Source organism: Pyrolobus fumarii 1A (assembly GCF_000223395.1).
GTDB classification, from domain to species: Archaea; Thermoproteota; Thermoprotei_A; order Sulfolobales; family Pyrodictiaceae; genus Pyrolobus; species Pyrolobus fumarii.
The window spans coordinates 1,019,540-1,042,512 of sequence record NC_015931.1 but is presented as its reverse complement, the minus strand read 5'-3'; the positions used below and the strand labels follow the sequence as shown (position 1 = coordinate 1,042,512).

General features: G+C 53.9%; 23 protein-coding genes, 1 tRNA gene and 2 pseudogenes. 8 read left to right on the top strand and 18 right to left on the bottom strand.

Annotation, left to right across the window (positions count from 1 at the left end):
• Positions 1-18: 18 nt before the first annotated feature.
• The 4 genes and pseudogenes from PYRFU_RS05500 to PYRFU_RS10740 form a co-directional block, all read right to left on the bottom strand.
• Entirely contained in the window at positions 19-1,050 is a 1,032-nt protein-coding gene (locus tag PYRFU_RS05500; protein ID WP_014026647.1) for a 4Fe-4S dicluster domain-containing protein, read from the bottom strand.
• 13 nt (positions 1,051-1,063) lie between these two features.
• Positions 1,064-1,732, bottom strand: a complete 669-nt coding sequence (locus tag PYRFU_RS05495; protein ID WP_014026646.1) for a hypothetical protein — start codon at positions 1,730-1,732, stop codon at positions 1,064-1,066.
• A 566-nt stretch (positions 1,733-2,298) separates the two neighbouring features.
• Positions 2,299-2,490 (bottom strand): annotated as a pseudogene (locus PYRFU_RS05490) (CopG family ribbon-helix-helix protein); the annotation flags it as partial.
• Positions 2,491-2,632: 142 nt separating this feature from the next.
• Positions 2,633-2,701, bottom strand: a pseudogene (locus tag PYRFU_RS10740) (hypothetical protein); the annotation flags it as partial.
• Between the two features lie 129 nt (positions 2,702-2,830).
• On the opposite strand from PYRFU_RS10740, the gene PYRFU_RS05485 reads away from it, so the two are divergent.
• The 4 genes from PYRFU_RS05485 (at position 2,831) to PYRFU_RS05470 (ending at position 7,623) form a co-directional block, all read left to right on the top strand.
• Positions 2,831-4,663 carry a heavy metal translocating P-type ATPase gene (locus tag PYRFU_RS05485; protein WP_014026645.1) on the top strand — a complete coding sequence of 611 codons (1,833 nt, stop codon included), beginning with the start codon at positions 2,831-2,833 and terminating at the stop codon, positions 4,661-4,663.
• A gap of 316 nt (positions 4,664-4,979) precedes the next feature.
• The gene (locus PYRFU_RS05480) at positions 4,980-5,405 is read left to right on the top strand and encodes a HEPN domain-containing protein (RefSeq protein WP_014026644.1); all 426 of its coding nucleotides are present in this window, start codon (positions 4,980-4,982) and stop codon (positions 5,403-5,405) included.
• A complete protein-coding gene (locus PYRFU_RS05475) occupies positions 5,398-5,727 on the top strand; it encodes a nucleotidyltransferase domain-containing protein (RefSeq protein WP_244403903.1) in 330 nt (109 codons plus the stop codon). Before PYRFU_RS05480 ends, PYRFU_RS05475 begins: the two co-directional genes overlap by 8 nt.
• Positions 5,728-6,000: 273 nt before the next feature.
• On the top strand, positions 6,001-7,623 hold the full coding sequence (locus PYRFU_RS05470) for a coiled-coil domain-containing protein (protein ID WP_014026642.1): 1,623 nt from the start codon (positions 6,001-6,003) through the stop codon (positions 7,621-7,623).
• A 42-nt stretch (positions 7,624-7,665) separates the two neighbouring features.
• On the opposite strand, the gene PYRFU_RS05465 is transcribed toward PYRFU_RS05470, so the two are convergent.
• The 4 genes from PYRFU_RS05465 to PYRFU_RS05450 form a co-directional block, all read right to left on the bottom strand.
• On the bottom strand, positions 7,666-8,331 hold the full coding sequence (locus PYRFU_RS05465; RefSeq protein ID WP_048191677.1) for a restriction endonuclease: 666 nt from the start codon (positions 8,329-8,331) through the stop codon (positions 7,666-7,668).
• Positions 8,332-8,367: 36 nt separating this feature from the next.
• Entirely contained in the window at positions 8,368-8,625 is a 258-nt protein-coding gene (locus PYRFU_RS10735) for a MarR family transcriptional regulator (RefSeq protein ID WP_048191675.1), read from the bottom strand.
• A gap of 244 nt (positions 8,626-8,869) precedes the next feature.
• Positions 8,870-8,947: transfer RNA gene (locus tag PYRFU_RS05455), tRNA-Arg, on the bottom strand.
• Between the two features lie 11 nt (positions 8,948-8,958).
• On the bottom strand, positions 8,959-9,321 hold the full coding sequence (locus PYRFU_RS05450) for a NifB/NifX family molybdenum-iron cluster-binding protein (RefSeq protein WP_244403902.1): 363 nt from the start codon (positions 9,319-9,321) through the stop codon (positions 8,959-8,961).
• Between the two features lie 165 nt (positions 9,322-9,486).
• Here PYRFU_RS05450 and PYRFU_RS05445 point away from each other — a divergent pair, with 165 nt between their 5' ends.
• Positions 9,487-10,356: a hypothetical protein gene (locus PYRFU_RS05445; protein WP_014026638.1), complete on the top strand. Its 870-nt coding sequence runs from the start codon at positions 9,487-9,489 to the stop codon at positions 10,354-10,356.
• Here the strand turns inward: PYRFU_RS05445 and PYRFU_RS05440 are convergent.
• The 5 genes from PYRFU_RS05440 to PYRFU_RS05420 form a co-directional block, all read right to left on the bottom strand.
• Positions 10,345-10,734: a hypothetical protein gene (locus PYRFU_RS05440; RefSeq protein WP_014026637.1), complete on the bottom strand. Its 390-nt coding sequence runs from the start codon at positions 10,732-10,734 to the stop codon at positions 10,345-10,347. The two genes, PYRFU_RS05445 and PYRFU_RS05440, sit on opposite strands and share 12 nt — an antisense overlap.
• Before the next feature lie 2 nt (positions 10,735-10,736).
• The gene (locus PYRFU_RS05435; RefSeq protein WP_244403901.1) at positions 10,737-11,774 is read right to left on the bottom strand and encodes a phosphoesterase; all 1,038 of its coding nucleotides are present in this window, start codon (positions 11,772-11,774) and stop codon (positions 10,737-10,739) included.
• A gap of 13 nt (positions 11,775-11,787) precedes the next feature.
• Positions 11,788-12,483, bottom strand: coding sequence for an MBL fold metallo-hydrolase (locus tag PYRFU_RS05430; protein ID WP_014026635.1), 696 nt, complete (start codon positions 12,481-12,483; stop codon positions 11,788-11,790).
• Between the two features lie 144 nt (positions 12,484-12,627).
• The gene (gene dph5 / locus PYRFU_RS05425) at positions 12,628-13,446 is read right to left on the bottom strand and encodes a diphthine synthase (RefSeq protein WP_014026634.1); all 819 of its coding nucleotides are present in this window, start codon (positions 13,444-13,446) and stop codon (positions 12,628-12,630) included.
• Positions 13,431-13,898 carry an FHA domain-containing protein gene (locus PYRFU_RS05420; protein WP_014026633.1) on the bottom strand — a complete coding sequence of 156 codons (468 nt, stop codon included), beginning with the start codon at positions 13,896-13,898 and terminating at the stop codon, positions 13,431-13,433. Before PYRFU_RS05420 ends, dph5 begins: the two co-directional genes overlap by 16 nt.
• Positions 13,899-14,140: 242 nt before the next feature.
• On the opposite strand from PYRFU_RS05420, the gene PYRFU_RS05415 reads away from it, so the two are divergent.
• The 3 genes from PYRFU_RS05415 (at position 14,141) to PYRFU_RS05405 (ending at position 16,336) form a co-directional block, all read left to right on the top strand.
• Positions 14,141-14,371 (top strand): ferredoxin, encoded by a 231-nt coding sequence (locus PYRFU_RS05415; protein WP_014026632.1) that lies wholly within the window; start codon positions 14,141-14,143, stop codon positions 14,369-14,371.
• Positions 14,372-14,451: 80 nt separating this feature from the next.
• Complete coding sequence (locus PYRFU_RS05410) at positions 14,452-14,997, top strand: NADH-quinone oxidoreductase subunit C (protein ID WP_014026631.1); 546 nt, start codon at positions 14,452-14,454, stop codon at positions 14,995-14,997.
• Between the two features lie 58 nt (positions 14,998-15,055).
• The gene (locus PYRFU_RS05405; protein WP_167827982.1) at positions 15,056-16,336 is read left to right on the top strand and encodes a TrpB-like pyridoxal phosphate-dependent enzyme; all 1,281 of its coding nucleotides are present in this window, start codon (positions 15,056-15,058) and stop codon (positions 16,334-16,336) included.
• Positions 16,337-16,435: 99 nt separating this feature from the next.
• Here the strand turns inward: PYRFU_RS05405 and nrfD are convergent, their stop codons facing one another.
• The 5 genes from nrfD to PYRFU_RS05380 all read right to left on the bottom strand — a co-directional run bounded on the left by nrfD (position 16,436) and on the right by PYRFU_RS05380 (position 22,963).
• Positions 16,436-17,599, bottom strand: coding sequence for an NrfD/PsrC family molybdoenzyme membrane anchor subunit (nrfD, locus tag PYRFU_RS09975; protein ID WP_014026629.1), 1,164 nt, complete (start codon positions 17,597-17,599; stop codon positions 16,436-16,438).
• A gap of 5 nt (positions 17,600-17,604) precedes the next feature.
• Positions 17,605-18,252 (bottom strand): 4Fe-4S dicluster domain-containing protein, encoded by a 648-nt coding sequence (locus PYRFU_RS05395; RefSeq protein ID WP_014026628.1) that lies wholly within the window; start codon positions 18,250-18,252, stop codon positions 17,605-17,607.
• A gap of 11 nt (positions 18,253-18,263) precedes the next feature.
• On the bottom strand, positions 18,264-20,822 hold the full coding sequence (locus tag PYRFU_RS05390; RefSeq protein WP_014026627.1) for a molybdopterin-dependent oxidoreductase: 2,559 nt from the start codon (positions 20,820-20,822) through the stop codon (positions 18,264-18,266).
• A 257-nt stretch (positions 20,823-21,079) separates the two neighbouring features.
• A complete protein-coding gene (locus PYRFU_RS05385; protein ID WP_014026626.1) occupies positions 21,080-22,072 on the bottom strand; it encodes an alcohol dehydrogenase catalytic domain-containing protein in 993 nt (330 codons plus the stop codon).
• A 36-nt stretch (positions 22,073-22,108) separates the two neighbouring features.
• Positions 22,109-22,963, bottom strand: coding sequence for a PD-(D/E)XK nuclease family protein (locus PYRFU_RS05380; RefSeq protein WP_014026625.1), 855 nt, complete (start codon positions 22,961-22,963; stop codon positions 22,109-22,111).
• Between the last annotated feature and the right edge of the window lie 10 nt (positions 22,964-22,973).

The following is a 22,973-nucleotide window of genomic DNA, read 5'->3' as shown; positions in this document are numbered from 1 at the left end:
TCCCACCCCTTACTCACGTCACTCCTCCTTGCGTGGAGGAGTGCGGGATGGACCAAAGAAGTAGAAGAACTTTGGTCTGGTACCAGCCTCTGGCTTCAAAACAAAGGCGCCGTACTCCTCTATCACGCGGCGTATCGGGCTCTCTGCATCATGTAGATCGCCGAATACCCTTGCACCCACCGGGCATACCTCGACGCACGCCGGTATGCCGCCGTCCCTCGTCCTCTGTATACACCATGTGCACTTCTCAACCACGTGTATCTGACGTATCACGTTGCCAAGCACGTGCATGTTCGGGTTGATCTCGGTGGGTGGCACGTATGGCTTGGCCCAGTTGAAGTGCCTCGCGCCATACGGGCAGGCGGTTATACAGTACCTGCAGCCGATACAGCGGTCATAGTCCACAACCACGATCCCATCGGGCTCTTTCCACGTGGCTCTCACGGGGCAGACCATTACACATGGTGGGTCCTCGCACTGCATGCACGCAACCGGCACGTATACCTTGTCCGGCTTCGGGGCCTCAGTGTAGTCTAGCTTCGAGTAGATGAACTCCATCTCCTCGCGTGGCATCTCGAGGACCTTTATCCACTCTATGTGTAAGTTCCTAGCCTGGTTGTTCTCCATGACGCACGCGTAGGCGCACCTCCTGCAACCGATGCACTTGTTCAGGTCGAGGGCCATTGCGAAGTGTACGCCCTCCTTCGCGGGCGTAGCCTTGACCTTGATCATCTCGCAGCGCTTGCGAGCCTCCTTGCAAGCTTCGGAATCCTCACCCTGCTCCCTACACAGCTTCTCCGTCCACTCGCTGCACAGCCTCTTCATCTCCTTCTCCTTCTCGGCAGCCTTCCTCTCCAGCTCGCTACCCTCGGCGCTAGCCTCGGGCAGGATATCCTCGAGCTTAACCGGCACCAGGACCTTCTTCAACCGCTCCTTGTCAACAGCTACAAACGTGATTGCGGAAGCTGCGGAGGCTAGTGCGGCTGCCTTCAGGAGGCTCCTCCTCATCTCGTTAACATTCTCCTTCCTCTCGACCCTCTCCCCACTCACGGCATCTCACCCCCTAACCATGGGGCCTAGAGGGAAGGACAAACGCACCAACAATGAGGAGGAGGCCACCCACCAGGGCGGCGACAGTGCCATACACTACCTCGTCCTGTGCGGGTGGCGCCGGCCTATCGGACGGTTCTGGCAGAATGTTGATCGCGTAGTAGGTCGGGTCGTGGGGGTCGTGGCACTCTACGCAGGCTCTAGCCGGCTTCTTCTCTAGGTTCTTGTACTCGCTACACACGTGGAAGTCGTATATCACACCCTTGTAACCCACTATCTTGACGACCTTGCCGTCGGGACACTCGAACGTCTTGTTACCATGGACTAGCATCTCATAGTCCTTGTACTCGCGTGGATGGCAGACTGCACAGACCTTGTTAGTTTCCATTAGCTTGTCTCTCGGGTGCATCCCGGGGATGTACACCTCACCGCCGCCGACGAGCTCCTGCATCAGTGGTGGCACGTGACAGTTGGAGCAGTAGAGGCCGCGGTGCGCACCAACCGTCAGGTCGATCTTGTGGAACTCTACTACTTTCTTGTTACCTGTTAAGTTCATGGCCTGGTGGCAGGCCTTGCATGGGTAGAAGGCGGCGTAGGCCGTACTCACACAGAACGCCAGCAGGGCGAGGCTAAGTGCTAATGATGCTAGAAGTACTGAGCGTGCTACAATATCGCGTGCCATACTAGCTTCACCTTTCACTATCCAAACCGCGGGCTACCTTCCCGCCTAATCTATATCCATTGTGGTGAAAAACCGCCAGATGCTATTCAATCGAATGATGCGTTATAATCAAAAGGTTCGGAGAGTTAGAGGGATGACAGGAACCGGTTCTAACATTAAACCTATTGATTTGGTTGTTTTCCTGCCTCCTGTTTAGCACGGATTATCAACGTTGCAGACAGCATCGCTGAGACCGCGCAGGTAGCTAGTGCCGCTATTGCATGAACCCATATGGAATACCCGAAAAGAATACCCCGGCCAAACCCATCAATGTGACACTCAGCAGCCACGCCGTATAGTACACACTAGTGTCGGTCAACGTGAGTCTCTTCACACGGGATAGAATGCCATATGCTAGCTCCCATGTAACACTCGGCATAGTCTCGTCTGTACTCCCAGTACAACGCCGTTAATATGAAATTCATATTCTGTTGTTTCACCCGCAGGCGCGACGCACTACCTAATCTATATCGCTCGTGAAAAGCGTGGAGATCTAAGCCCCCGTTGACCCTGGTCCTCTAGCCCTCTCACTCTTCTGTTAACAGGGTGAACCAGACTCTCTTCACGCCTCTGGTTCTTCTCACCTCGCTAAGCATGTAGCGTAGGTCGGAGGGTAGAGCCCTTATGAGGGCGATGTTGAGGCAGAGCCCGTCGCCAAGAGACTGGTGGTAGAATGCTCTTACAAGCTCTTGGTGTTCGTGTATAATCTCCAGCATCTTCTGGTCGGCTTGGTCTACTCACCCTAGTATCTGTCAGCGCCACTATCAACGCGTAGACGGGCTTATCCGGCGTCCCGCTATCCAAGCTTTGAAGAAATTCGCGAACCGCCTCTCGTATCAGTTCCGACCTGCCCGTATACCCGTACTTCTTGACCGCCTCGTCTATCCTTTCGAGCAGTGTTTCAGGAAGTGATATGCTAACCACCGGCATGGCTGGTTGCTAACCCTTAACCTGGCAGCTAGAGCCCGTCTTATTAACCATTATGTATTAAGCTCCTTGATGCTTTAACATTAAGCGTTATTATATGCGGGCGGTTGTGCACCGTGCTAGGAGTGGTGAATGGGCGCCCATCTTCGCGAGGAGGAAGTGTGGTTCTGGGTGGGTTTTGGCACGGCTGCTTCAGCATCAACCATGCTGGCTTACTTTGGTCATTGGGTTGCAGGCTACATCGTGCTTGCGCTTGCACTTCTCCTTGGCGCTAGGTTTGCCTATGCGCTAGCCAACGGGGTGTTCACAGTAGATCTCCTCATGTCCATTGTGGGGTTTGTGGGTCACGCTATTGGTGCGGTGTTAGAGACGTCTATGGTCTACGTCCTTTATGCGGTAGCGGAGGCTAGCGAGGCTTATGTTGAGAGCTTAGCCCGCCGTAGGATAAGCATGCTTGAAAGCCTTCTCCCGAGCCGCGTGCTTGTCAAGAAGGGCAAGGGTGTCAGAGAAGAGCCTCTAGACGAGGTTAGGCCCGGCGACGTGATCATAGTGAGGCCGGGAGAGGTTATCCCCGTCGATGGTGTCTCCCTGAGCCCCGGCTTAGTTGACACCAGGTTTGTCACGGGGGAGCATGAGCGTAGGCTTGTGGAGCCCGGTGACCCGGTGGAAAGCGGCTACATCAACGCGGGTCGGAGCCCGCTGATTGTGAGAGCGTTGAAGCCTCCAAGTGAATCGCTACTAGCGATCCTAGTCCGGACTGCCGAAGAGGTGCTCGAAAGGAAGACGAGGATACAACGGCTAATCGAGAGGATTGTGCCGTCTTACACGCTTCTCGTGTTAGCGGTTTTCGGGCTATTCGTGCTCCTCGCGGGGCCTTATCGAGGCTTGACGGTGCTCCTCGCGGGCTGCCCCAGTGCCTTCATAGTCGCCTCCTCGTTCACCACTGTATACTCCGTGTCAATCCTAGCCACTAGGTCGATTCTCGTTAAGGGTGGCTCTGTTCTGGAGACACTGGCCCACTGTAATGTCGTAATCCTGGACAAGACTGGTACGTTGACGTTAGGCGAGCTAAGGGTAGCGAAGGTTGTTCCCTCCAACGGTTTCACCGCGCGCCAGGTGTTAAAGCTGGCTTGCGCAGCGGCCAAGGCTAGTCGCCACCCGGCTTCACAAGCCCTTGCCAAGGAGTGCCGTGAGGCCCCCGAGCAGGCTCGTGAAGAGCCTGGCCGCGGTGTAGTGGCTGTCGTCTCGGGTCACCTGGTGGTGATGGGCTCGAGAGGCTTCGTGGCGTCACACTTGGGCTACGAGCCCCCGAGCCCCTGCCGCGAAAGTAAAGAGGTACACGTGGCTATTGATGGCCGTTATGCCGGCAGCATATGCATGGAGGAGGAGCTTGTGGAGAACGCTAAGAAGGTTATAGACGAGTTGAGGTCCATGGGGCTTAGGGTTGTAATCGCGAGTGGTGATAGGAGGGATGCCGTGAAGACTGTAGCCGATAAGCTGGGGGTCGACGAGTACTACTATGGGCTGAAGCCGCACGAAAAGCTCGAGCTGGTAAGGAGGCTTAGAGCTAGATACAACAGCCCCGTCGCCATGCTCGGAGACGGTATAAACGACGTGGAGGCCCTTGCAGAAGCCGATGTGGGCATAGCAGTAGGCGGCATAGACGTCGTAGCCGAGGTCGCAGACGCCATCCTAGCCAATGGAGTCACAGACCTTCCAAAGTTGATACGATACGCATACTCGTTCAGAAACGCCATAACCACGAGTTTCGCTATAGCAGCCCTCGTCAAGACCATGTCGGCAACCCTAGGTCTCCTAGGCTATCTACCACTATGGGTCGTCGCGGCACTAGGCGACGAAGGAGCCACAATACTAGGGGTGCTTACCTCGCTACTAACCATCCACACGCGAACCTGGGAGCCTAGGCTAGCGACCACACACCGCACAGGACGACCACATCTCTAGCCGCGAGAGACTCACCACGAATGTTTTGGGTGAGAGGACGAGGTTGAGAGGTCGACTCGACTGCCCGACTATCAGGTTAGCAATTGAAATAGGTGAACACAGCCAACCTCTACCACAGGTTTGCATCCCCACGAGGGTCGCTATGTGCCACCTTAATTGATCCTTTACCAAGTTGCCTTCGAGGCTGGATGTGCTAGCAATTTACGACCATGCGGTCGTAGAGAGTGTGAAGCCCCCTACATGTGACACATGTCTACATTATGTCAAGGACAAGAACCTAGTTTGAAGCCTCTATCCTTAATGGCGGGGTTACGCTGTGAGCGGAGAATACGCGATGTTACTGCGTAGACGGGCTCTCAACGCACTAAGATGGGCTGAGAGGGCTTGCAATGAAGGCGATTACGACACCTGCGCTAGAGAGGCGGAGTATGCCGCCCAGCTCTACCTGAAGTCCCTCCTCTACCGGGTGCTTGGCGAGGAGGTTAGAGGCCATGATATCCGCGAGTTGCTCGCCGTACTCGTCTCTGCTCTCTTAGAGCAGGGTCTCGCCAACGAGGCTGGCTACGTCGCAGACTATGTGAGGAGACATAGGAGGGAGTTAGCATGGCTCAGCGAGGCTCACACTCGCGCCGCGTACGGCCCGGTAGAATATAGTAGGCGCGAAGCCGAGATAGTCCTCTCTACCACCAAGAGTGTATTACGGCTCGCAGAAGAGCTGGAGGAGAAACTGTTTGGTGGATAGTAGGCTCAAACTGCTCAGAGAGTGGAAGAAAGTCGTCCAAGTCTTCGCCTCAATAGTCAAGATGCTATATCCAGAATCGGAAGTGTACCTCTTTGGAGGCGCAGCTGAAAAGAGACTAACAGTGCTAAGCGACATCGACGTCATGGTAGTCCTCAGGGAGCGCGTGACACCAGAGAAGCGCGTCGAAGTGATAGCCAGGATATGGGAGACGCTCGAGAAGGCAGGCATCCCTCCATACTACCCTCTCGAGATACACGTTGTAGACCCTAAAACGCTAGAAGAGTATAAGAGGAGAGGTGCCAAGCTAATCAAGCTCGCATAGAACCCGTGTGAACCGTGTCGTCTGGCATGCTCCGTCATCTCCGATAGGGTGAAGGCATACCTAGCCAGTATGAAACTGGCAAGTGTGAACATACTATTTATCCACGCCTCAGCCTATGATAAAGTATTAAGCTTTTGTTTGTGTTTTATGCGATATGTAGCTACGCATAGCGTATGCCTATATTATTACCATCTTTGCATAGCTGTATCCATGTTGTAGTACAGATAAGTATATATTGCATCACTGGTTTGAGTCTATGTGTGGTGGTAGCCAGTGAGGATAGGTAGAGTTGTGCTCACAACGATACTGGCTATACTGATGCTAGTCGTAACAGTTGCGTATATGACGCATGCAAGTGTTACAATAGATGTTATAAACTCGTACACAGATATCTACGACATTTCTAGTGTGATGCCAGGCGTTACGGTGGCAGGGATTCTTGACGTTACGGGCTACTACCTGGAGGGTAGAGAACTGGCATGGACTAGTGGTTCGACACTAGACGTGTATGACTATATCGTGTTCGTTATAGGACCGTTTCACGAGTATGTAGCATTTGCCGATATAGCTGTGAATCTCGACTTTGTGCGTCCATTGATGTACTTTAGGGAGCTTAATGATGATGATTACCTAACTTCGTATGGCGAACATACGTTGTACAATGAGCTACTTACATTATGGTCTAGTGACCCGGAGATAGCCTATCAGCCTGGAGAGTGGATATCATCGCCAAGCGAGATAGGCTTCAGAGTGTTTTGTGACCGCGACCTATCGTCTAACACGCCGTACTGCTTCATAATAACTGGTATATCGCCAACGGTAATATTAGATGTGCCTGGCAAGCATACAATATTCGCGCGTGTGGTATCATGCCTATGGGACAAAGTGAAGACGGATATAGCGTATTGCGCATACAGTACCTACACGTTTACATTCTACTTGGTACAGCCAGTTTGGATGTACAGGGAGGCACAGTTCCTGCACATAATCTATCAGTTGTACAATGTTACTCGTATGCTTGAGGATATAGCATCTAGGCTGGACAAGGTCGAGTCTAAGCTGGGCAACGTGGCTAGTAATGTGGAGTTGGTGCGTGACACGGTGCTTGGAGTCTCTAGGGAGGTTACTAGGCTAGGTGTCCTGGTCTCTGGTGAGGCTGAGGAGACGAGGAAGTTTGTGGCGGACGTGTTGGGCAGGCTTGAGCAGAGGCTGTCGCTCATAGTGTACAACGCTACTAGTGGTGTTGCGAGAGAGGTGGCTGAGCTACGCATCACGGTGGACGGATTCTCCGCTAACACGTCTAGGACTCTCGCTGAGATACAGGCTAGGCTGGGCGCTGTGATAGAGGCTCTGTCGGAGCACAACGAGAGTGTGGAGGAGGCGCTGGCAAGGGTTCTCGGTGAGCTCGGCGACGCTAGAACCAAGCTTAACCTTACACTCTCGGAGTTGAACAGTATTGCGCTTAACATCTCGGGTGTGCGCGTCGAGATAAGGATGACTGGCAAGACGCTAGCATCCAAGATTGCGTCGCTACGCGACCTCGTAGATACTCTCGGGGGCAAGCTGGTAGAGAAGACGAATGCAATCGAGGAGAGAGTGGGTGCTGTGCTAGAGGCTACAAACTATACATCTGAGAGGCTTGTCAGCGTTGAGAATAGGATAGGGTCACTGGGTAGCACAATACACACGCGAATAGAGAAACTAAACACGACGTTATCGGTCGTGGCGAACGAGGTGCAACGGCTAAAGGCAGAGGTAGAAAAGCTAGACGGTAAGCTGGAGGCAATGTCAAATGAGATTAAAGCGTTGAGAGATACAAGCAATACGATACTGATAGCAGTTGGCATACTAGCAGCTGTGGTTGCAGCAGCATCGACAATATCGCTCAAAAAGTAGGCTAGCATATACCTACAAATACGAATATACTAGCGTATATATTCATATTTGTCTCTTACAATAGTCGTCTGCGGTCTTCACCGCATCTGTATAGTTTTTGCAACAACTATGACTGTTTTTGTACAACCACACGTGCTTAGAATCTACATTTACTTTACCTCCTACTATTTTTAACTCGCTAGATATTCCTGCGAGCTCAGTTGATATAACCCTAACCTTCTCTGCAATGCTGACTAGCTGGGGTGGTGCTATACCTCGGAATAGTTCGGAGAGCCTTTTGTATAGGAGGTCGCGTATCTCGTTTCTGTTGAACTCTGTCGCCTTCTCACCAAGTTCTATGACAAAGAAGCCGTTGGCATCGGCCATCTTCTTAGCCTGCGAGTTCATGGACTTGACTATAAGTATCCTGAGATGTGGAACATCTAACAAGCTAGACGTTCTACCAAACTCCTCGTAAACCACACGACTGTCATCATCTTTATTCCAATTCTTGCAAGAAACATAGATTTTGAAGCGTGAGTCGCCAACTCTTTTCTCCGCCCATACATCGACCTCGATTTTCGCTTGTGCGCCTTTAGCATCCATCTTCCTATCAACCTTTACATCAAAACCTAGTTCTTGAAGAACAGATGCCACGATCTCTTCTAACAGTTCACGAGCACGTATTTTCTCTATTCTCCTAAGCGAGTCATTTAGGCTGAAAGGCACATTGATGTCGCTACACACGTCCTTTAGGATTATGTGTTAGATCTTCTTTAGTTCCGTTGGGATCTTTACAAGTATTCTATCATCTGGTTGTAGCCTCTCTAGTATCACTAACCCCTTTTCCTCCATTTCTTTAACAATCCGGCGGATATAACTTGTAGAATATTGTAGTATGGAGCCGAGTTCCGAAGTCGTGAGAAACTCTCTTTCGGAGCTAAGCAGTGTGCAAAGTACATACTTATAAGCTAACTTAGAATCGATAATGTCCTTTAATACCTTGATGGTATCACTCCCCATACTCAACCCCACTTGAGTATCAAAAACGGATCTTTACGCATATTATAAAAACAATACGATTGCTTTAACACAATTTCAGCTAATATTGAAGAACATTGCCTTACCGATATTCAAGGTCTTAACAATTTCTATCATGCATAACCCGCTATTTTCCGTACAAGTGAAACAACTTTTCGGATTTGGATTCCTCATGACGGGCATTCAAGCCTGGGAGCTTTCGGGGAGTGAGAGGTGAGAACAGGTTTGGCGGGCCCGCGGGGATTTGAACCCCGGACTACCGGCTTAGAAGGCCGGCGCCCTATCCTGGCTAGGCTACGGGCCCTGTATGGTCCACTAACCACTCTCGCCTACCTGGGGGTTTAGGGTTTTCCCCTCCATAGCATGTCTCGATGATAGCTTGTTTAGCGCGTCCCATATCTCGGCTCCCGGCTCCACCGTGACTATCTCTAGGTTAGCGTTTTGCATGCACGTCTTTTCCTCGTCTCTGATTAGTGTGGCGACTAGTGTCTCACATCCGTGTTGCGATAGGAGCTTTGCTAGCTTGCATTCATCGCCGGGGCTGGCGTTTCTGTACGGGTTCTGGAGGCGTAGCACGAGCTGCCATCGGTTGCCGGTCCACTCGTAGATTAGGATGTGTGCCGCTCTGCTTGGTTCTCCTTTCCTCACCTTTATGCCGTCATCTGTCGGGATGCACACGCGGGGCAAGGTCTCACCTTGTCTCGGACCTACCATGTTTAAGCGGCAAAAACGTGTGCCACTCTCTTGTGCAACTGCACTCCTATCGACTGTTGAGGGTTACTGTGCTAGTTGGCTTCTTGTTTTATCCGAGTATCCTGGTTTGTGCAGAATGCTGGGGGTTTGATGAGTGAGCTTCACGTTGTGATCGTTGGGCCTAGGTCTAGCTTTGATGTTGCTGTTGTTGCTCGCACGTTGTTTGCTGGTCTCGGCGATAGCGGCTGGGTGGTTAGCGTTGTTGGGCGTGTGCCGCGCAGCAAGTCTATCGTGGAGTCTAGGGTGCCGGTCCGGCTAGCGGTGGATAGGATACTGTTCCTTGGTGATACGCTCCCGGGGCAGCTGAAGGAGCCCGTGGTTATCGTGGATCCTGCTAGACGCGACGGTCTTCTCCCGGAGAAGCCACGATCTATAGTTGTTTGCGTGTCTGGCGATTGCGGTGGGATTAGCGGCGTTAGGCATGGTGTGCTTGGCGCAGGGGACCCGGTCTACGAGGCTATCGCGATGATATACGCGTATTACATTCGGGGCTCTAGGCCGCCATGTGCCTATCCGCGCTCGCAGCCCACTGCCTCGCTGGTCCCGAAGGCATTGTACCTTGCCAGGAAGCTCTTGGAGGCCGTCGAGTGGTTTGATAACAGGTTGTTGTTGAAGCCCAGTGTGGTTGCGCATGCCGTCAACAAGGCGGTTATGGATCGTGGTTTGCTTGTTGACCTGCGGGGGTGGAGGCTCGAGGGAGAGTTGTACACTAGGCAGGTTGTGGAGTTGGAGGTTTACGACTGGAGGCTTAGGTTCATAGGAGATGCTCGTGTGGTGTTCGACACCTCTAATAGGCTGGTGCGTATCGAAGGCGTGCCGATCCTTGATGGTATCGAGGTGTGTCTGGACCCGGAGCACGGCAGGGCGTGCATAGGCCCAGGGCCGGGGCATTGCATAGAAACGGGTCGCGAGGCTACGGTCGAGGAGATAGGCGCTGGTTTCGACGCCCTAGGCTTGTAGCCAACCCAGCCCGGCGTCTACCTCGCACGGCGCGTAGACGGGTTCGCAAGCTGCAGCTAGGATTGACGCCACTACTTCCTCCGGCGTACAGCCTTTAACGCGGATTATCTTGACCGGTCCCAGCATCCTCCTAACCTCGTCGTCGTGGATTAGCGTCGTTGAGTCTGTCACTATGACTAGCTGGTCTGGTGAGACCTCCTCGCCGAGTTTTCTACGAGCCTCGCCAAGCGCCCATAGCGTAGCGTGCATCACGTCGAGTGGGCACTCTGGTGGAACCCGTATAACGAGCATGTTCTCGCGAAGCTTCTCCTCGATATACTTAGCTAGGCTCTCGTCGAAGAGGCACAATGCCACTACGCGTGCACAGCCTGCACGCAATTTTAGCGCCTCCGGGTGCTTCTCTGTGCCTCGAAGCTTATCCTACGTAGTTCCTCAAGTAGCTTGTTTGTCTCGACCTCGGGTTTCAGCCTTACTATCGCAAGGCTGCCATGCCCACCTATATTGTCGCCGAGCCCCTTCTTTACGAGTAGGAGCGCCATTCGGTATGCTAGTTTCCCGGGCGCCCTAATCACGATGATACTATGCTCGCCGGCGTTCGCAATCACGGCTACCGGGCCTCTGACTATCTTGTACAGCTTGGATGCTAGCGCTGAGACTCCTCTGCCCTCCCACCGGCCCCTAACGTCAATCACCTTGAGGAAGCCAACTCTCCTCGCACTAGGGGCGAGCAGCTTAGCCTTCTCTTCTATCTCGCGGTCACTCTCCTGGGCTATCTTCACGACACGCTCTATAAGGTTCTGGTCTACGGGGGCTGGCGATGGTAGCGGAGAGGCGAGCCACACTACAAGCCTCCTCCATAGCTCGGCGTCGCGTGTGACAGCAGTAGCCTTGGATAGGCTCGCGGCCAGCTTCACTATACGGTCCTCTACTTGACCCGCCACCTTGTCTCTCTCGAGTACTCCAACAGCCCTCATGAATGCCTCTAGGCGTGGGGTTACGTGGCGAACACCAAGGCTGCGTAGCAGATTATAGACTAGTACTGCGGTCGGGCGATGACCTAGATAAGCCTCCTCGACCACCTCATAGAGCTTCTTTGCATTGGCTAACGTTGAGTAGTGGTGGTCAATGTAGACTATGCGTATGTTCGTCAGCTCTCTCTGGAGTGTTTTGAGCGCCTCTAGCATCTGGGGCGTTAGCGGGATGTCGAGGAATACCGCTACGCGCGGCTCACGCCTGGTCCTCCGGACGCGCTCCAAAAGCTCCTCGATGTTGCGTAGCGTCGAACGGGGGCCACCAGGCCAAAGGCCTATGTCGGCTTTCTCGCCCGGCAGGGGGAACTTGCCACGATACCTCTGAGCATAGTATATCAGCGCCGCGGAGACCACTCCGTCAGCGTCCCAGTCCGCGAATATCTGCACAGGCTCCAATGCTTTACAACCTCGTGGTACGTTCTAGTATCACCACCTTAACCCCGCTCCCCTCTAGGAGCCTAGCCAGCTTCTCCGCGTCAGCCTCACTACCAACAAACTCTCCATAATGCATCGGGATTGCGACACGCGGCTGTATCCGCTTCGCCGCCTCGGCAGCCTCCTCGGCAGTCATCACATAGACGCCACTCACGGGCAACAACGCTACGTCAACACGCCCCCGGAGCTGCTCATACTCCGGTATGTTGTCCGAGTCGCCAGCATGGAAGATCCTCACGCCGCCAACCTCGATGAGATAGCCTACCCTCCCATCCTCCTTCGGGTGGAATACGACGCCCGGCGCGCGGAACTTGTTCGTGTTGTACGCTGGCACGGTCTCGATCACAACGTCCCCCAGCTCTAGCTTGTCACCGGGAGCCACACTGACAACCTTCAACCCGGTCTTGGCGGCACACGACTCAGCTACACGGGGGGCAACCAGCGTCGCGCCGCTAGAAGCCACCCTGAGTATATCCTCGGGGCTACAATGGTCAAAATGCTCATGCGTGACGAGAACGAGACGCCCATCGCGGGGGGACACCCTCACCTTGTAGGGGTCCACGTATAGGGTGCCTCCCGGCCACGCTATGCGGAAACCAGCGTGACCCAACCATCTTATCTCGACGTCATTAATGGTGAGGGTTTCGAGCTTCTCGGTCATAGAGTCTAGCCTCCCTGGTGTACTCTAGCTACGCCCGAGGGTCTAACCCCTTACCCGCCACTCGGAGAACACGCACCAGGTACGCTTCGCACGCTGACCGGTTCTCGGGTGGATGTGCGTGGAGGGGCCAACGCGGCGCCCGGATTAGCGTGTCTTCGGGCCGTGCCGCGCCACGCCCAGATTGCATATGAGGTGTAGCGCCTCTTCTTCTATAGGGTGTAGCCTGGGCGCTGTTACTATCAGCGAGTGTGGCGGGGGAGGATAGGCCTCGGACGCCACCTCTTCCGCCTTGCCAGCCCTGCACTTTGCTTCGCGTGTGCCAGCACGCGCCACGCCCACCAGTATAGAGTCTCGTATGAGCCTCTCTTTGCGCCCCGTCTGCGAGACTAGCTCGTCTTCAAGCTCGAGGAGTATCGGTATAGCCTCGTTGATGCTCATTGCTCGGCCCTGATCCAAGCGCAGATCGAGTAGTATGAGCGTGTGCAGCCCACGGTCAAGGTTCTCCCATGTATACTCTACTGTTGAGTATGGCTTGAAGCCCTCCTCGGGGTAGACGAGTGTCACTGTACGCCCGAAACGGTACACCTGCAGACCAGTGTAGCTAACGACAGCTTGCAACCCAGAGACGCCATGGATGAGTTCAACAGACACACCTCTCCTCACGGCCTCGATGCGGAGCGTCACGTGCGTAGTTGCTAGCATCGGGTCCCCCGGGACGAGAACCACGATATTCTTCTCCCGCGCCTCCTCGATGATAACGCTCTGCTTCTCCTCGAGAAGCTTACGGTCTGCAATCACTATCTCGGCGCGAGGCGCAAGCCTAGCAACACTATCCGCGTCAAGCCCAGGCGCTATACTGGTATACGCATCTATGTAGACCTTGTCTGCTTCACGCAACACATCCAAAAGCCGGAGCGTCACGTACTCTATACTCGTACCGAACCCCGCTATGAAGAGCGGCATACCACAACCCTATCACCGACCTGATCACCCTTCTTGATTACATAGTCTATTACTAGCCCCGAGTCGAACACAAGCCTAACATGGTATACGATTGCGTCTGGCAGCGGTCTGCCTGGAAACAGGCTGTAATCCGGCGACATAATGTACCTCATTGCTGCATCGATGCTTGGGAATACTCTTACTGAGCTCATACTCTCGATAAGCAACACTACGCGACCCGAAGTTATGACAATCGGGCTCGTCATCTCTATTCGTTCGCCATTAACCCAGACGCCTCTCAAGCTATGCAAACCGCCAACGTTCAACTCTAAGAGTATCGAGTGATGCGCACCACGCTCAACTATGCAAGCTTTTACAACCTCTATGCTACTGCTCGCGAAGGCCATGCCTATAACAACACTCACCAACGCAATAGCAGTTGATACGATAAGTAGCCCCTTCGGGTCTATCATTGGACCCGACCACCCCAAGTAATAACGTTGAAACAAAACACCCGAGGATAAAAGTGACGTAAAACAATACGTACTGACCGTAAATACACACGTCTAGACGTCTATCCGTCAAATAACCACCTATAGCAGAATACAATCCGGATATCGTCTGGTTAACACGCTCCAACTTTACATGTCCGCATTTCGAGGCTAGACTCTTATCCTGGTACGGAGGTGCCTTAAACCGCCGAGGGGCGAGCAACATGCCCATCCGCGTGAAGATCGACCGCGACCAGTGCATCGCTGACATGGTGTGCGTCAGCCTTTGTCCTGACGTGTTCGAGATGGACCCGAACGACGGCAAGGCCTCCATTAAGAAGGAGTTCCGCGCTGACCCCAACGATCCGAGCGTAGGCGAGGTTCCAGACCAGTACAAGGAGTGCGTCGAGAACGCTGCTAACAGCTGCCCGGTTAACATCATACATATAGAGTAAGGTTCGATCCAAGCAATTCACACATCGCGACGCCTCACCCTCTTTTTACTCCCATCCTGGAAGACCAACAGGGTAGCCTCTTGGGAGAGAACACGAGCCTTAAATCAAAGCTTGCTACGCTAGGCAAGCTTGCAGAGAAGGATGGCCACCTTATACTCGAGACTAGCGTAGAGAGGCTTGAGAGGGTTGCAGAGGTCTTAGTCGAGGAGGGTTATGACCACGTTGCTAGTTTGACTGTTGTTGACCTCCCGAAGGAGGGGAAGCTACAGGTAACCTATGTTGTAGAGTCGTACTCTAACCCGCATAGACTAGTCTTTGTTCGTCTAGAGGTTCCGAGGAGCGATCCTCGCATCCCGAGCTTGGTTAAGGTATGGCCTAGCCTGGAGCTCCAGGAGAGGGAGAACTGGGAGATGTTTGGGATAGAGTTTGAGGGGCACCCAGATCTCCGGCATCTACTCCTCCCGCCGGATTGGACGCCTGGTGTCTATCCGCTCCGCAAGGATTTCGTTGTGAAAGAGGAGCCCTTCATGGCACCCCCAGATTTACAGAAACGCGCCGAGGAGATCGCAAAGAGGATGGGTGTTCAACAGCAGCAACAACAGCCAGGGGGCCAGGGGAAGAGCTAGACTATGTTATAGGCTGGGTGTTGCGTGGGTGAGGTGTGGGTCGTAAGCTGTGGTTGACGTGCCTTCACGCTGGTATAACATTGTGGCTGACCTCCCGGTGCCGCTCCCCCCGCTCATAGATCCTCTCGATGACGAGGGTTCCAGGATACAGCTGCTGGTGCGCATACTCCCATCGAGGCTTATCGACGAGGAGTACACTCTCTCAAGGTTCCTCGATATACCGGACGAGGTTAGGGCGGCTTACAGGAAGGTTGGGAGGCCGACACCACTCATCCGTGCAGAGGGTTTAGAGAAGGCGCTTGGCGTGCATGGAAGAGTGCGTATATACTATAAGTTCGAGGGTGCGTTGCCCACCGGGAGCCACAAAATCAACACCGCGATACCCCAGGTGTACTACGCGAAGCTTGACGGTGCTAACGAGGTTGCGACCGAGACTGGTGCCGGGCAATGGGGGCTCGCCGTGGCTACAGCAGCCGCGATACTCGGTATGAAAGCAACCATATTCATGACCAGGTCGAGCTACCATAGCAAGAGGCAGCGCAGGCTGCTAATGCAGCTTCTTGGCGCCACGGTACACCCGAGCCCGAGTGAGGTCACTGAAGCAGGGAGACGAGCGCTCAGGGAGAACCCGGAGCACCCGGGCAGCTTGGGGCTCGCCATAACCGAGGCCGTGGAGTACGTCCTGTCAAGCAACGATAGGAGGTATGTTGCTGGCTCTGTACTCGAGAGTGTGCTCACACACCAGACTGTGATAGGCATGGAGGTGCTGGAGCAGTTGCCCGAAGAGCCGGACTATATGATAGCATGTGTAGGCGGCGGGAGCAACATGGGCGGCTTCTCGTACCCCGCTCTAGGAATGAAGCTTCGTAGCGAGGGATTCGAGAAGACCAGATTCATAGCCGCAGAGGCTACAGCTGTACCGAGGCTCTCGAAAGGCGAGTACCGCTACGACGGACTAGACACTGGCCTCGTCCTGCCACTAGCAAAGATGTACACCCTGGGCAAGGACTACGTACCCCCGCCTATACACGCTGCTGGACTACGATACCACGGAGCCGCGCCAAGCCTAAGCCTGCTAAGGAAACTCGGCTACATTGAAGCACGTGCCTATACACAAGAGGAGGTATACGAGGCGGGCAAGCTGTTTGCACGCAGCGAGGGTATCATCCCAGCACCAGAATCAACCCACGCCATCAGAGCAGTCATCGATATCGCGAAGAGAGCGCCACAGGACACAGTCATAGTCTTCAACCTGAGTGGCCACGGGCTTCTAGATACCGACGCCTTCGAGAAGATAGAATCGCGTATCATATCAGGGAGGCTACCCCAGCCCGACTAGAAACAACCAGCCAGGTAACCGCGTTTCTATACGAGAAGCAACTAAAAAAAAAAAAAAAAAAAAAAAAAAAAAAAAAAAAAAAAAATGTGGAGGGGAGTGTTAGCGGAAGACTATCAGTCTCTTCGGCTTCTCGCCGGGCTCGAGGGCCAACAGCTTCAAGCCTAGACCGTAGAGGAGGGCGAATACACCGAAACCTCCTATGACGGCTAGTATCTCTGTGTACGCTAGTAGTTCTGCTACAACCTCCTCTATGTGCACGTAGCTCTCTAGGCTAGCGTATGTCGCCAGTGCATCTATCCTTGCGAGTTGCGGCACCGTGTTGAACGGGAATATCATATATACTAGCACTGCTATGATTACGAGCGTAGCTACCGTCACTAGTGTGCCCCTGCTCTTGACGCGTGCTGCAGCCACGGCTAGCGGTACTAGCCCTGCTAGCACAACAACAGCGATAACCGCCGCGATATACCCGGTGCCCATCGATACTACGGTCGATGCGGGGGTCCATGCTAGTTGTTGTACCGTGACCCAGAGCAGTATGTAGAGAAGTGCTGCTGCGGCCAACCCCATCTCTAGCACTGTACCCTTCTTGTACTCCTCCCATGCTTTGACTGCGTCCTCGCCGCCAGGGCCTATGGTCTCCATCACTAGAAGCGTCCAGGCAGAGCCTAGCAGGAACGCTAGCACCACGAACAGTATGCCGGTGGGTGCCGCCCACCAGCCTGGCACTGCAAAGTTAACGCCGTACGCCATTCCCAGGTTGTATTCTAGCAGTATGCTGGCCGCCAGGCCGCCCAGCAACAGTAGCTTACCTGTCCTCGTCGCTAGGCTCTCCTCGCCCCTCATTATGACGTATAGTAGTGTCGCTAGTGCAAAGCCGCCGTACAGCAGGTATAGTACGCCGTTCCACGCTATTCTAGAGGCTGGATTGAATCCTAGCCATATCCACATACTATTCTGCATCATCGTTAGATCCGCGAACACTAGCAGTATACCGGGTATCAGCGTGGCGAGCGCAAGCCATACAAGCTTCCTGGCTAGTTTGAGCGCATCTCTCTTGCCTAGTATGGCGGCCTCTATCGCTAGCGAGTCAAAGACGCCGCCAGACATTAGCGCAAAGAAGGTGTAGCCGGCTACCATTGCACCCCATGCTGCTAGTGCTAGCGGCGCGCCGCCCGTTGCAACCTGGTAGCTGTAGACCCCATAGGCGAATAGCGCTGAGAGCACTACACCGATTAGTATGAGTGCGAGCACCTTACTCATGAGGCTCACCTCCTTGCGTTAAGTGCGCTTCTCAACGGCGGCACGTAGAAAAGCTTGGGATCACACCCCAGCCCCGATAGCAACTGGACGGCCGTGCCACTCCTGACTATCCTTGCAACCTCACTCTTGTCATCGTCAAGGTCGCCGAACATCCTAGCGCCGAATGCACAAGCCTCGACGCATGCTGGTACCCAGTTGCCAGCCTCTCTTCTATGCACGCAGAATGTACACTTGTCTGGCGTGTTTGGCACCAGGCCATACTTGTTTGGCGGCTCGCCTGGCAGGCTACCACGATACATGGTCCTGGCTGCGTATGGACACGCGATCATGCACGCCCTACAACCTATGCACTTGTTGTGATCAAGCCGGACGACTCCATACTCGTCGACGAACGTGGCGCCCGTCGGACAAACCATTGCACATGGTGGATTCTCGCAGTGCTGACACTGTATGAACACCGTCGTGTCGCTGAATGGGAGGCTTTCGCCACCTTTCATGTGAACCGGTTTTGTTCTAGCATACAACACTGGCGGCTCTGGATAGACTACATCCTCGCCAGTCTGCCTGGCGATGTTCTCGCGTATACAGGCTACAACGCAGGCTAGACATCCGATGCAACGGTTGAGGTCTATGACCATACCATACCGAGCCATACACTCTCACCTCACGCCTTGGACACTTTGACTATGAAATCGCATTGGGCTGTTCGTGCACCCTCTTCGACAACAAGCGTCTTCCCGAACACCGGGAGCCCTAGAAGGTTGGTGTTCACACCATAGCCTCCACCCTTAGCGAAGATTCTTACACGTTCAACACTGCCGTCAGCTTTGACCACCTCTACCTCCTTGGGCAGCAGCTCGCCGAAGTTAGTAGCATGCGGGCCTACGATGACGGTTGGATGTACACCATCAGTAACAATGGCTTTTGCTATCATCTCGCCGCCTGGACCCTTAATCCTCACAAGGTCGCCATCGCGTATGCCCAGCTTTGCTGCCCTCTCGGTGTGTATGAGAACCCCGTACTCTCTCCTCTTCTCCATAGCATCGCGTACAATCCCGCTAAACCTCATGAACGTGTTCGTAGCCGTCAACGCACTCATCGCGTCTACGACGACAAACTGGTCGTCAGCCAGTTGGCCTCCCGTCTCGCGCATCCAAGCAGGCGGTATCCAGGTTGGCAACGGGTTGAGCGGCGACTCCTTGCCGAGGTACTCGCGGTACTCTCTGAGGAGCTTCACGTTGATCAGTTCTATCTCGCCGGTCTCAGTTGGCAGCGGCTTGCCGCCCCACGGGTGGTACTTGAGCCCCTTGGCTACCGGGATGACTCCTTTCTCGAGAAGCTCTTTGAGGCCACCATACTTCTCGACTTGCTTCTCCCACACTTTTCTCGGATCATACTCGGCCTTGGTTAGGCCTAGCCTCTTGGCGACCTCCCAGAGTATCTGCCAGCAAGGCTTAGCGTCCACATCCTTCGGCGGGTCGACAACCTTCTTTATCGCGACTATCTGGCCAAGCCCACCTTTCTTTGCATAGTGGAGGGTCGCACCATCCTGTTCTATGAAGAATGTCGTGGGTAGCACGAGGTCGGCAAATAGCACTGTCTCGTTGAACGTTGTGTCTATGACCACTATGTGCTTGACCTTATTCTCGTCCTTCAGTGCCTCGATAAACTCGCGTGCCCCGAGAATGTGGCTCACGATGTTCTCGTTGTATATGATTAGGAGGCCTATTGGGTACGGCTTGCCCTCAACAACAGTCTTCTCGACCAGTTGCGAGAAGCACTTCTTGTGTATATTCTTCACTCCCCTCTTCTTCCAATACTCTGGTATCGACTCTCCGCCGGGCTTCCTAGTCTCGATCGGGATTACCTCAAAGGGCGATGGGAACTTGGGTTTGCCGCCTGGGTATGCTATGCCTCCCTTTACCCCCATAGAGCCTAGCAACACGTTCACAATCATCCGTACTCTGTTGAACATACCCTCATTGTAGTACCTGGCAGCCTTGTACACATGGTCTATAAACGCGCGTGGAGCTGCTCGCGCAAGCTCCCTTGCGACCCACCTAATCTCCTCGGCGGGTACTCCCGTTATTCTCGACGCCCACTCGGGTGTGTACTTCTTCACCGCATCCTTTAACACAAGGAGTACAGTCTTGACCCGCCTGCCGTTATACTCGCCCTCATACTCGAGAGCCGGCTTCTTGGCCTCCGGTTTCAGCTTATACTCTCCGGTAGCCTCGTCGTAGACAAGATACGTTAGCTTGTCCTTCTGCAGTGGGTTCACATCCATCTTTACCGGCTCGAGTGTATCCTCGTATACCAGCATCGACGCATTGGTCCACTTGATCAAGTACTCGCTGTTGTACAGCTTCTCTTCGAGTATCACGTTCATGATAGCTAGCACTATAGCCAGGTCGGTCCCAGGAGGAATGATGTAACAACGGTCAGCAAGCTCGCACAACCTGTCACGCTTGACATCAAAGACTATGAGTCTCGCCTTGCGGGCTCTGGACTCGGCGAACAGCTTGCTCCACGCTGTTGCTACAATACCCTGTGTCGGATTCCTACCCATGATGACAATCAGATCCGCGTTAGCATAGTCTGGTATGAGGCTGCTCGGGCTCACTAGCTTCCCGAAGAGGAAGTATCCAGCCCAATCCAAGCCCGTATGGCAAGTATCACAGTGCTTAGTGACGTTGGGTGTACCGACGACACTCTTGAAGAATGTGTGAAAGAAGCCACTGTCAGCGCCACTCCTGGACATTGCGACAATACGCCAAGGCTCATCCCAATACTCCTTGATCCATTCTGTTAGCAGGCGGAGAGCCTCATCCCACGATATCTCCTTGAACTTACCCTCGCCCCGCTTCCCGACCCGCAACAACGGCTTCTTTATCCTCTCGCGGAGGAACGGCAGTTCGAAAATGAGCTGCGGCCTACCACAACACGCAAAGAACTCGTCATAACCCTCCATTGTGAGGTATCTCACGTACCGGATCTTGCCCTCGCTATCAACGCCTACAGCAATGGGACACCTTTGCATGCATATGAGGCACGCTGTAGTTACTTCACGAATCATGCCGTCGCCTACAGCTAACTCGGCTTTCTCCAGCTCAGCCACACTAGGGATTCTTGGGACTGCCACGCCAACCGATACAGCAGCACTGGCCGCAGCGGTTAGCTTCAGAAACTCTCTTCGCGTTAATTTAAAACCATCATTACTCATGATTGATTACCCTCAACTATTCCGTTTTCGTAATTTAAAATACTCATGATATAAATAAATGTCGTCAATCGAATAATTGTGATGTTTTCTTCGCATAGCCTAAAAACACCATGTGGAGCTATAGAAGGAATGTAACACACTCTTAGTACAGTGGGCATTGCGTACAACACGAGATGCTAAGGTAGGGCACAGACCTGGATATTTAAAGATAGTTTTGAGAGTGGGTGAAGAGCCTGGCCTTTTGGACGAGCTTCGCGTTATGATGCCCTGACTACTACCTTGAATTGGTCTCTTTCCAGGCTCTTATCGAACGCTTCCCTCGCGTACCTCAACGCATAGACGCTGCTAATCTCTACGTGTATGTAGCCCTCTTTTAACAACCTTATCGCCTCGCGAAACTCGCTGAAGGTCCCACACCTCGAACCTAGGAGCTCCAACTCTTTGACGACCGCTAGCGTCTGATTGAAGCTCACGAGCGAGCCATGCGTGCTCTTCATGTATATTCTTGCACGGGGCGCAGCAATAGCTACGGCTATTTCGAGCCCCCTGGGCGAGCCCGTCGCCTCGATAACCGCGCTGTACCCGAGTCCTTCCCACGCAATCTTGTCCAGGTCTATCTCGTCTACTGTCTCTACGTGGAACCCGAGCTTCTCAAACACTCTTTTCTTCACAGAGTCTCGCCTGGCATAGACGGTTACTTTTCCACCTTGGAGTCTCGCTACCTGTGCAGAGATGAGGGCTATCGGCCCCGTGCCGATCACTGCTACATTCTCGCCGGGCCTCAGGGGGTGTAACGTGAATGCTCTCAGTACAGCGGCTAGAGGCTCCACGTAGACCGCCTTGATTGGGTCAAGGTCGCCTATTGGGTGGAGGGCTTCTGGTTTGGAGATGAAATATTCTGCCATGGCTCCATCCATAGTGATGCCTAGAACCTTCCGGATGGAGCCCGGGCAATGCGTGTACAGACCGGCTCTGGCGCATTCCGCGCTCCAGTCTTCTACCAGGTTTATCTCGGTGACCACTAGCTCTCCCTGTATCTCCCGCGGACCCTCCTCTACAATACCGACAGCCTCGTGACCGGGTATGAGCGGCTTCCTGAACAGCTGGTAGGTGCCGGTGTAGAACGCCTTGTCCGTACCACATATGCCGACAGCAACGGTCCTCACGAGTACCCAGCCGCGCGGCGGCTTAGGCTCTGGCACATCCTCGACACGCAAGTCACGCGGCCCGTACAGCCTGGCTGCTAGCAAGGGCGGACTCCATCCTAGGCATCTGCGAGAGGCTTCTCAAGTATCACTCGGGGGCTCAAATCCTAGCTCGCACTTCCCACATAATCTCTTGACGCGCCTGGAGGGCGCTTTGAATGACGCCAGTCTCCTTGCGGCTGGGAGGCCACGCGTCCTCCATATAGCCTCGAGCTGCTCTGGGTGGTACTCTACGCGCCGGTATATGCTACCGTCGAGGCCCTTGACTACTAGGATAGCCTTCTCGACTCTCCATCTACTAGAGAGAATGGCGTAGTAACTCGCTAGTTGAACCTTGGCGCTGCGGAGTGCTGCTCCACCCTCATACCTCTCCGGTCTGGAACTACTCTTAACCTCAAGTAGCACGACGCCTCTCTTTCCCCACTCGATGCCGTCGGGCACACCGATAATCTCGCAACAGTCGAGCGGTAAGCGGAATAATGGCCACTCTTCTCGTTTGAAATACTCAACCGGGTCGCTAGCAGCATCTAGACGCTCTACCTGCCTCTTGTAATCATCGGGGTCTATAAGGCCACGCAGCACACCCTTCATGACGAGGGTCTTCACGTCGCTTAACGTTAGGCGTTGCAAGACGCCCTCCAACGCCAATACATCAACTTCGCCGTGGACTAGCTTACCCGCCACGACTTCTGGTCTAGAGCTTCGCATAATCTCAGCATACCACAACACCGCCAGCGCATCTAGATGCTCCTGCACCTCTTCGCTACTGAGCCACCCTGCGTTGAACAGCGTAACATTATGCCACGCTTTGAGCCCGCACCAGTACCACGAGGATATGCTAGAAGCTGGTACAAGTACTGGACCTTCGCGGAGCCTAGCCTTTCGAGCTGCCTCGCCTAGCTTGACCAGAGGCTCCCATTCGCAAGCTGAACCCAAAATAACTACA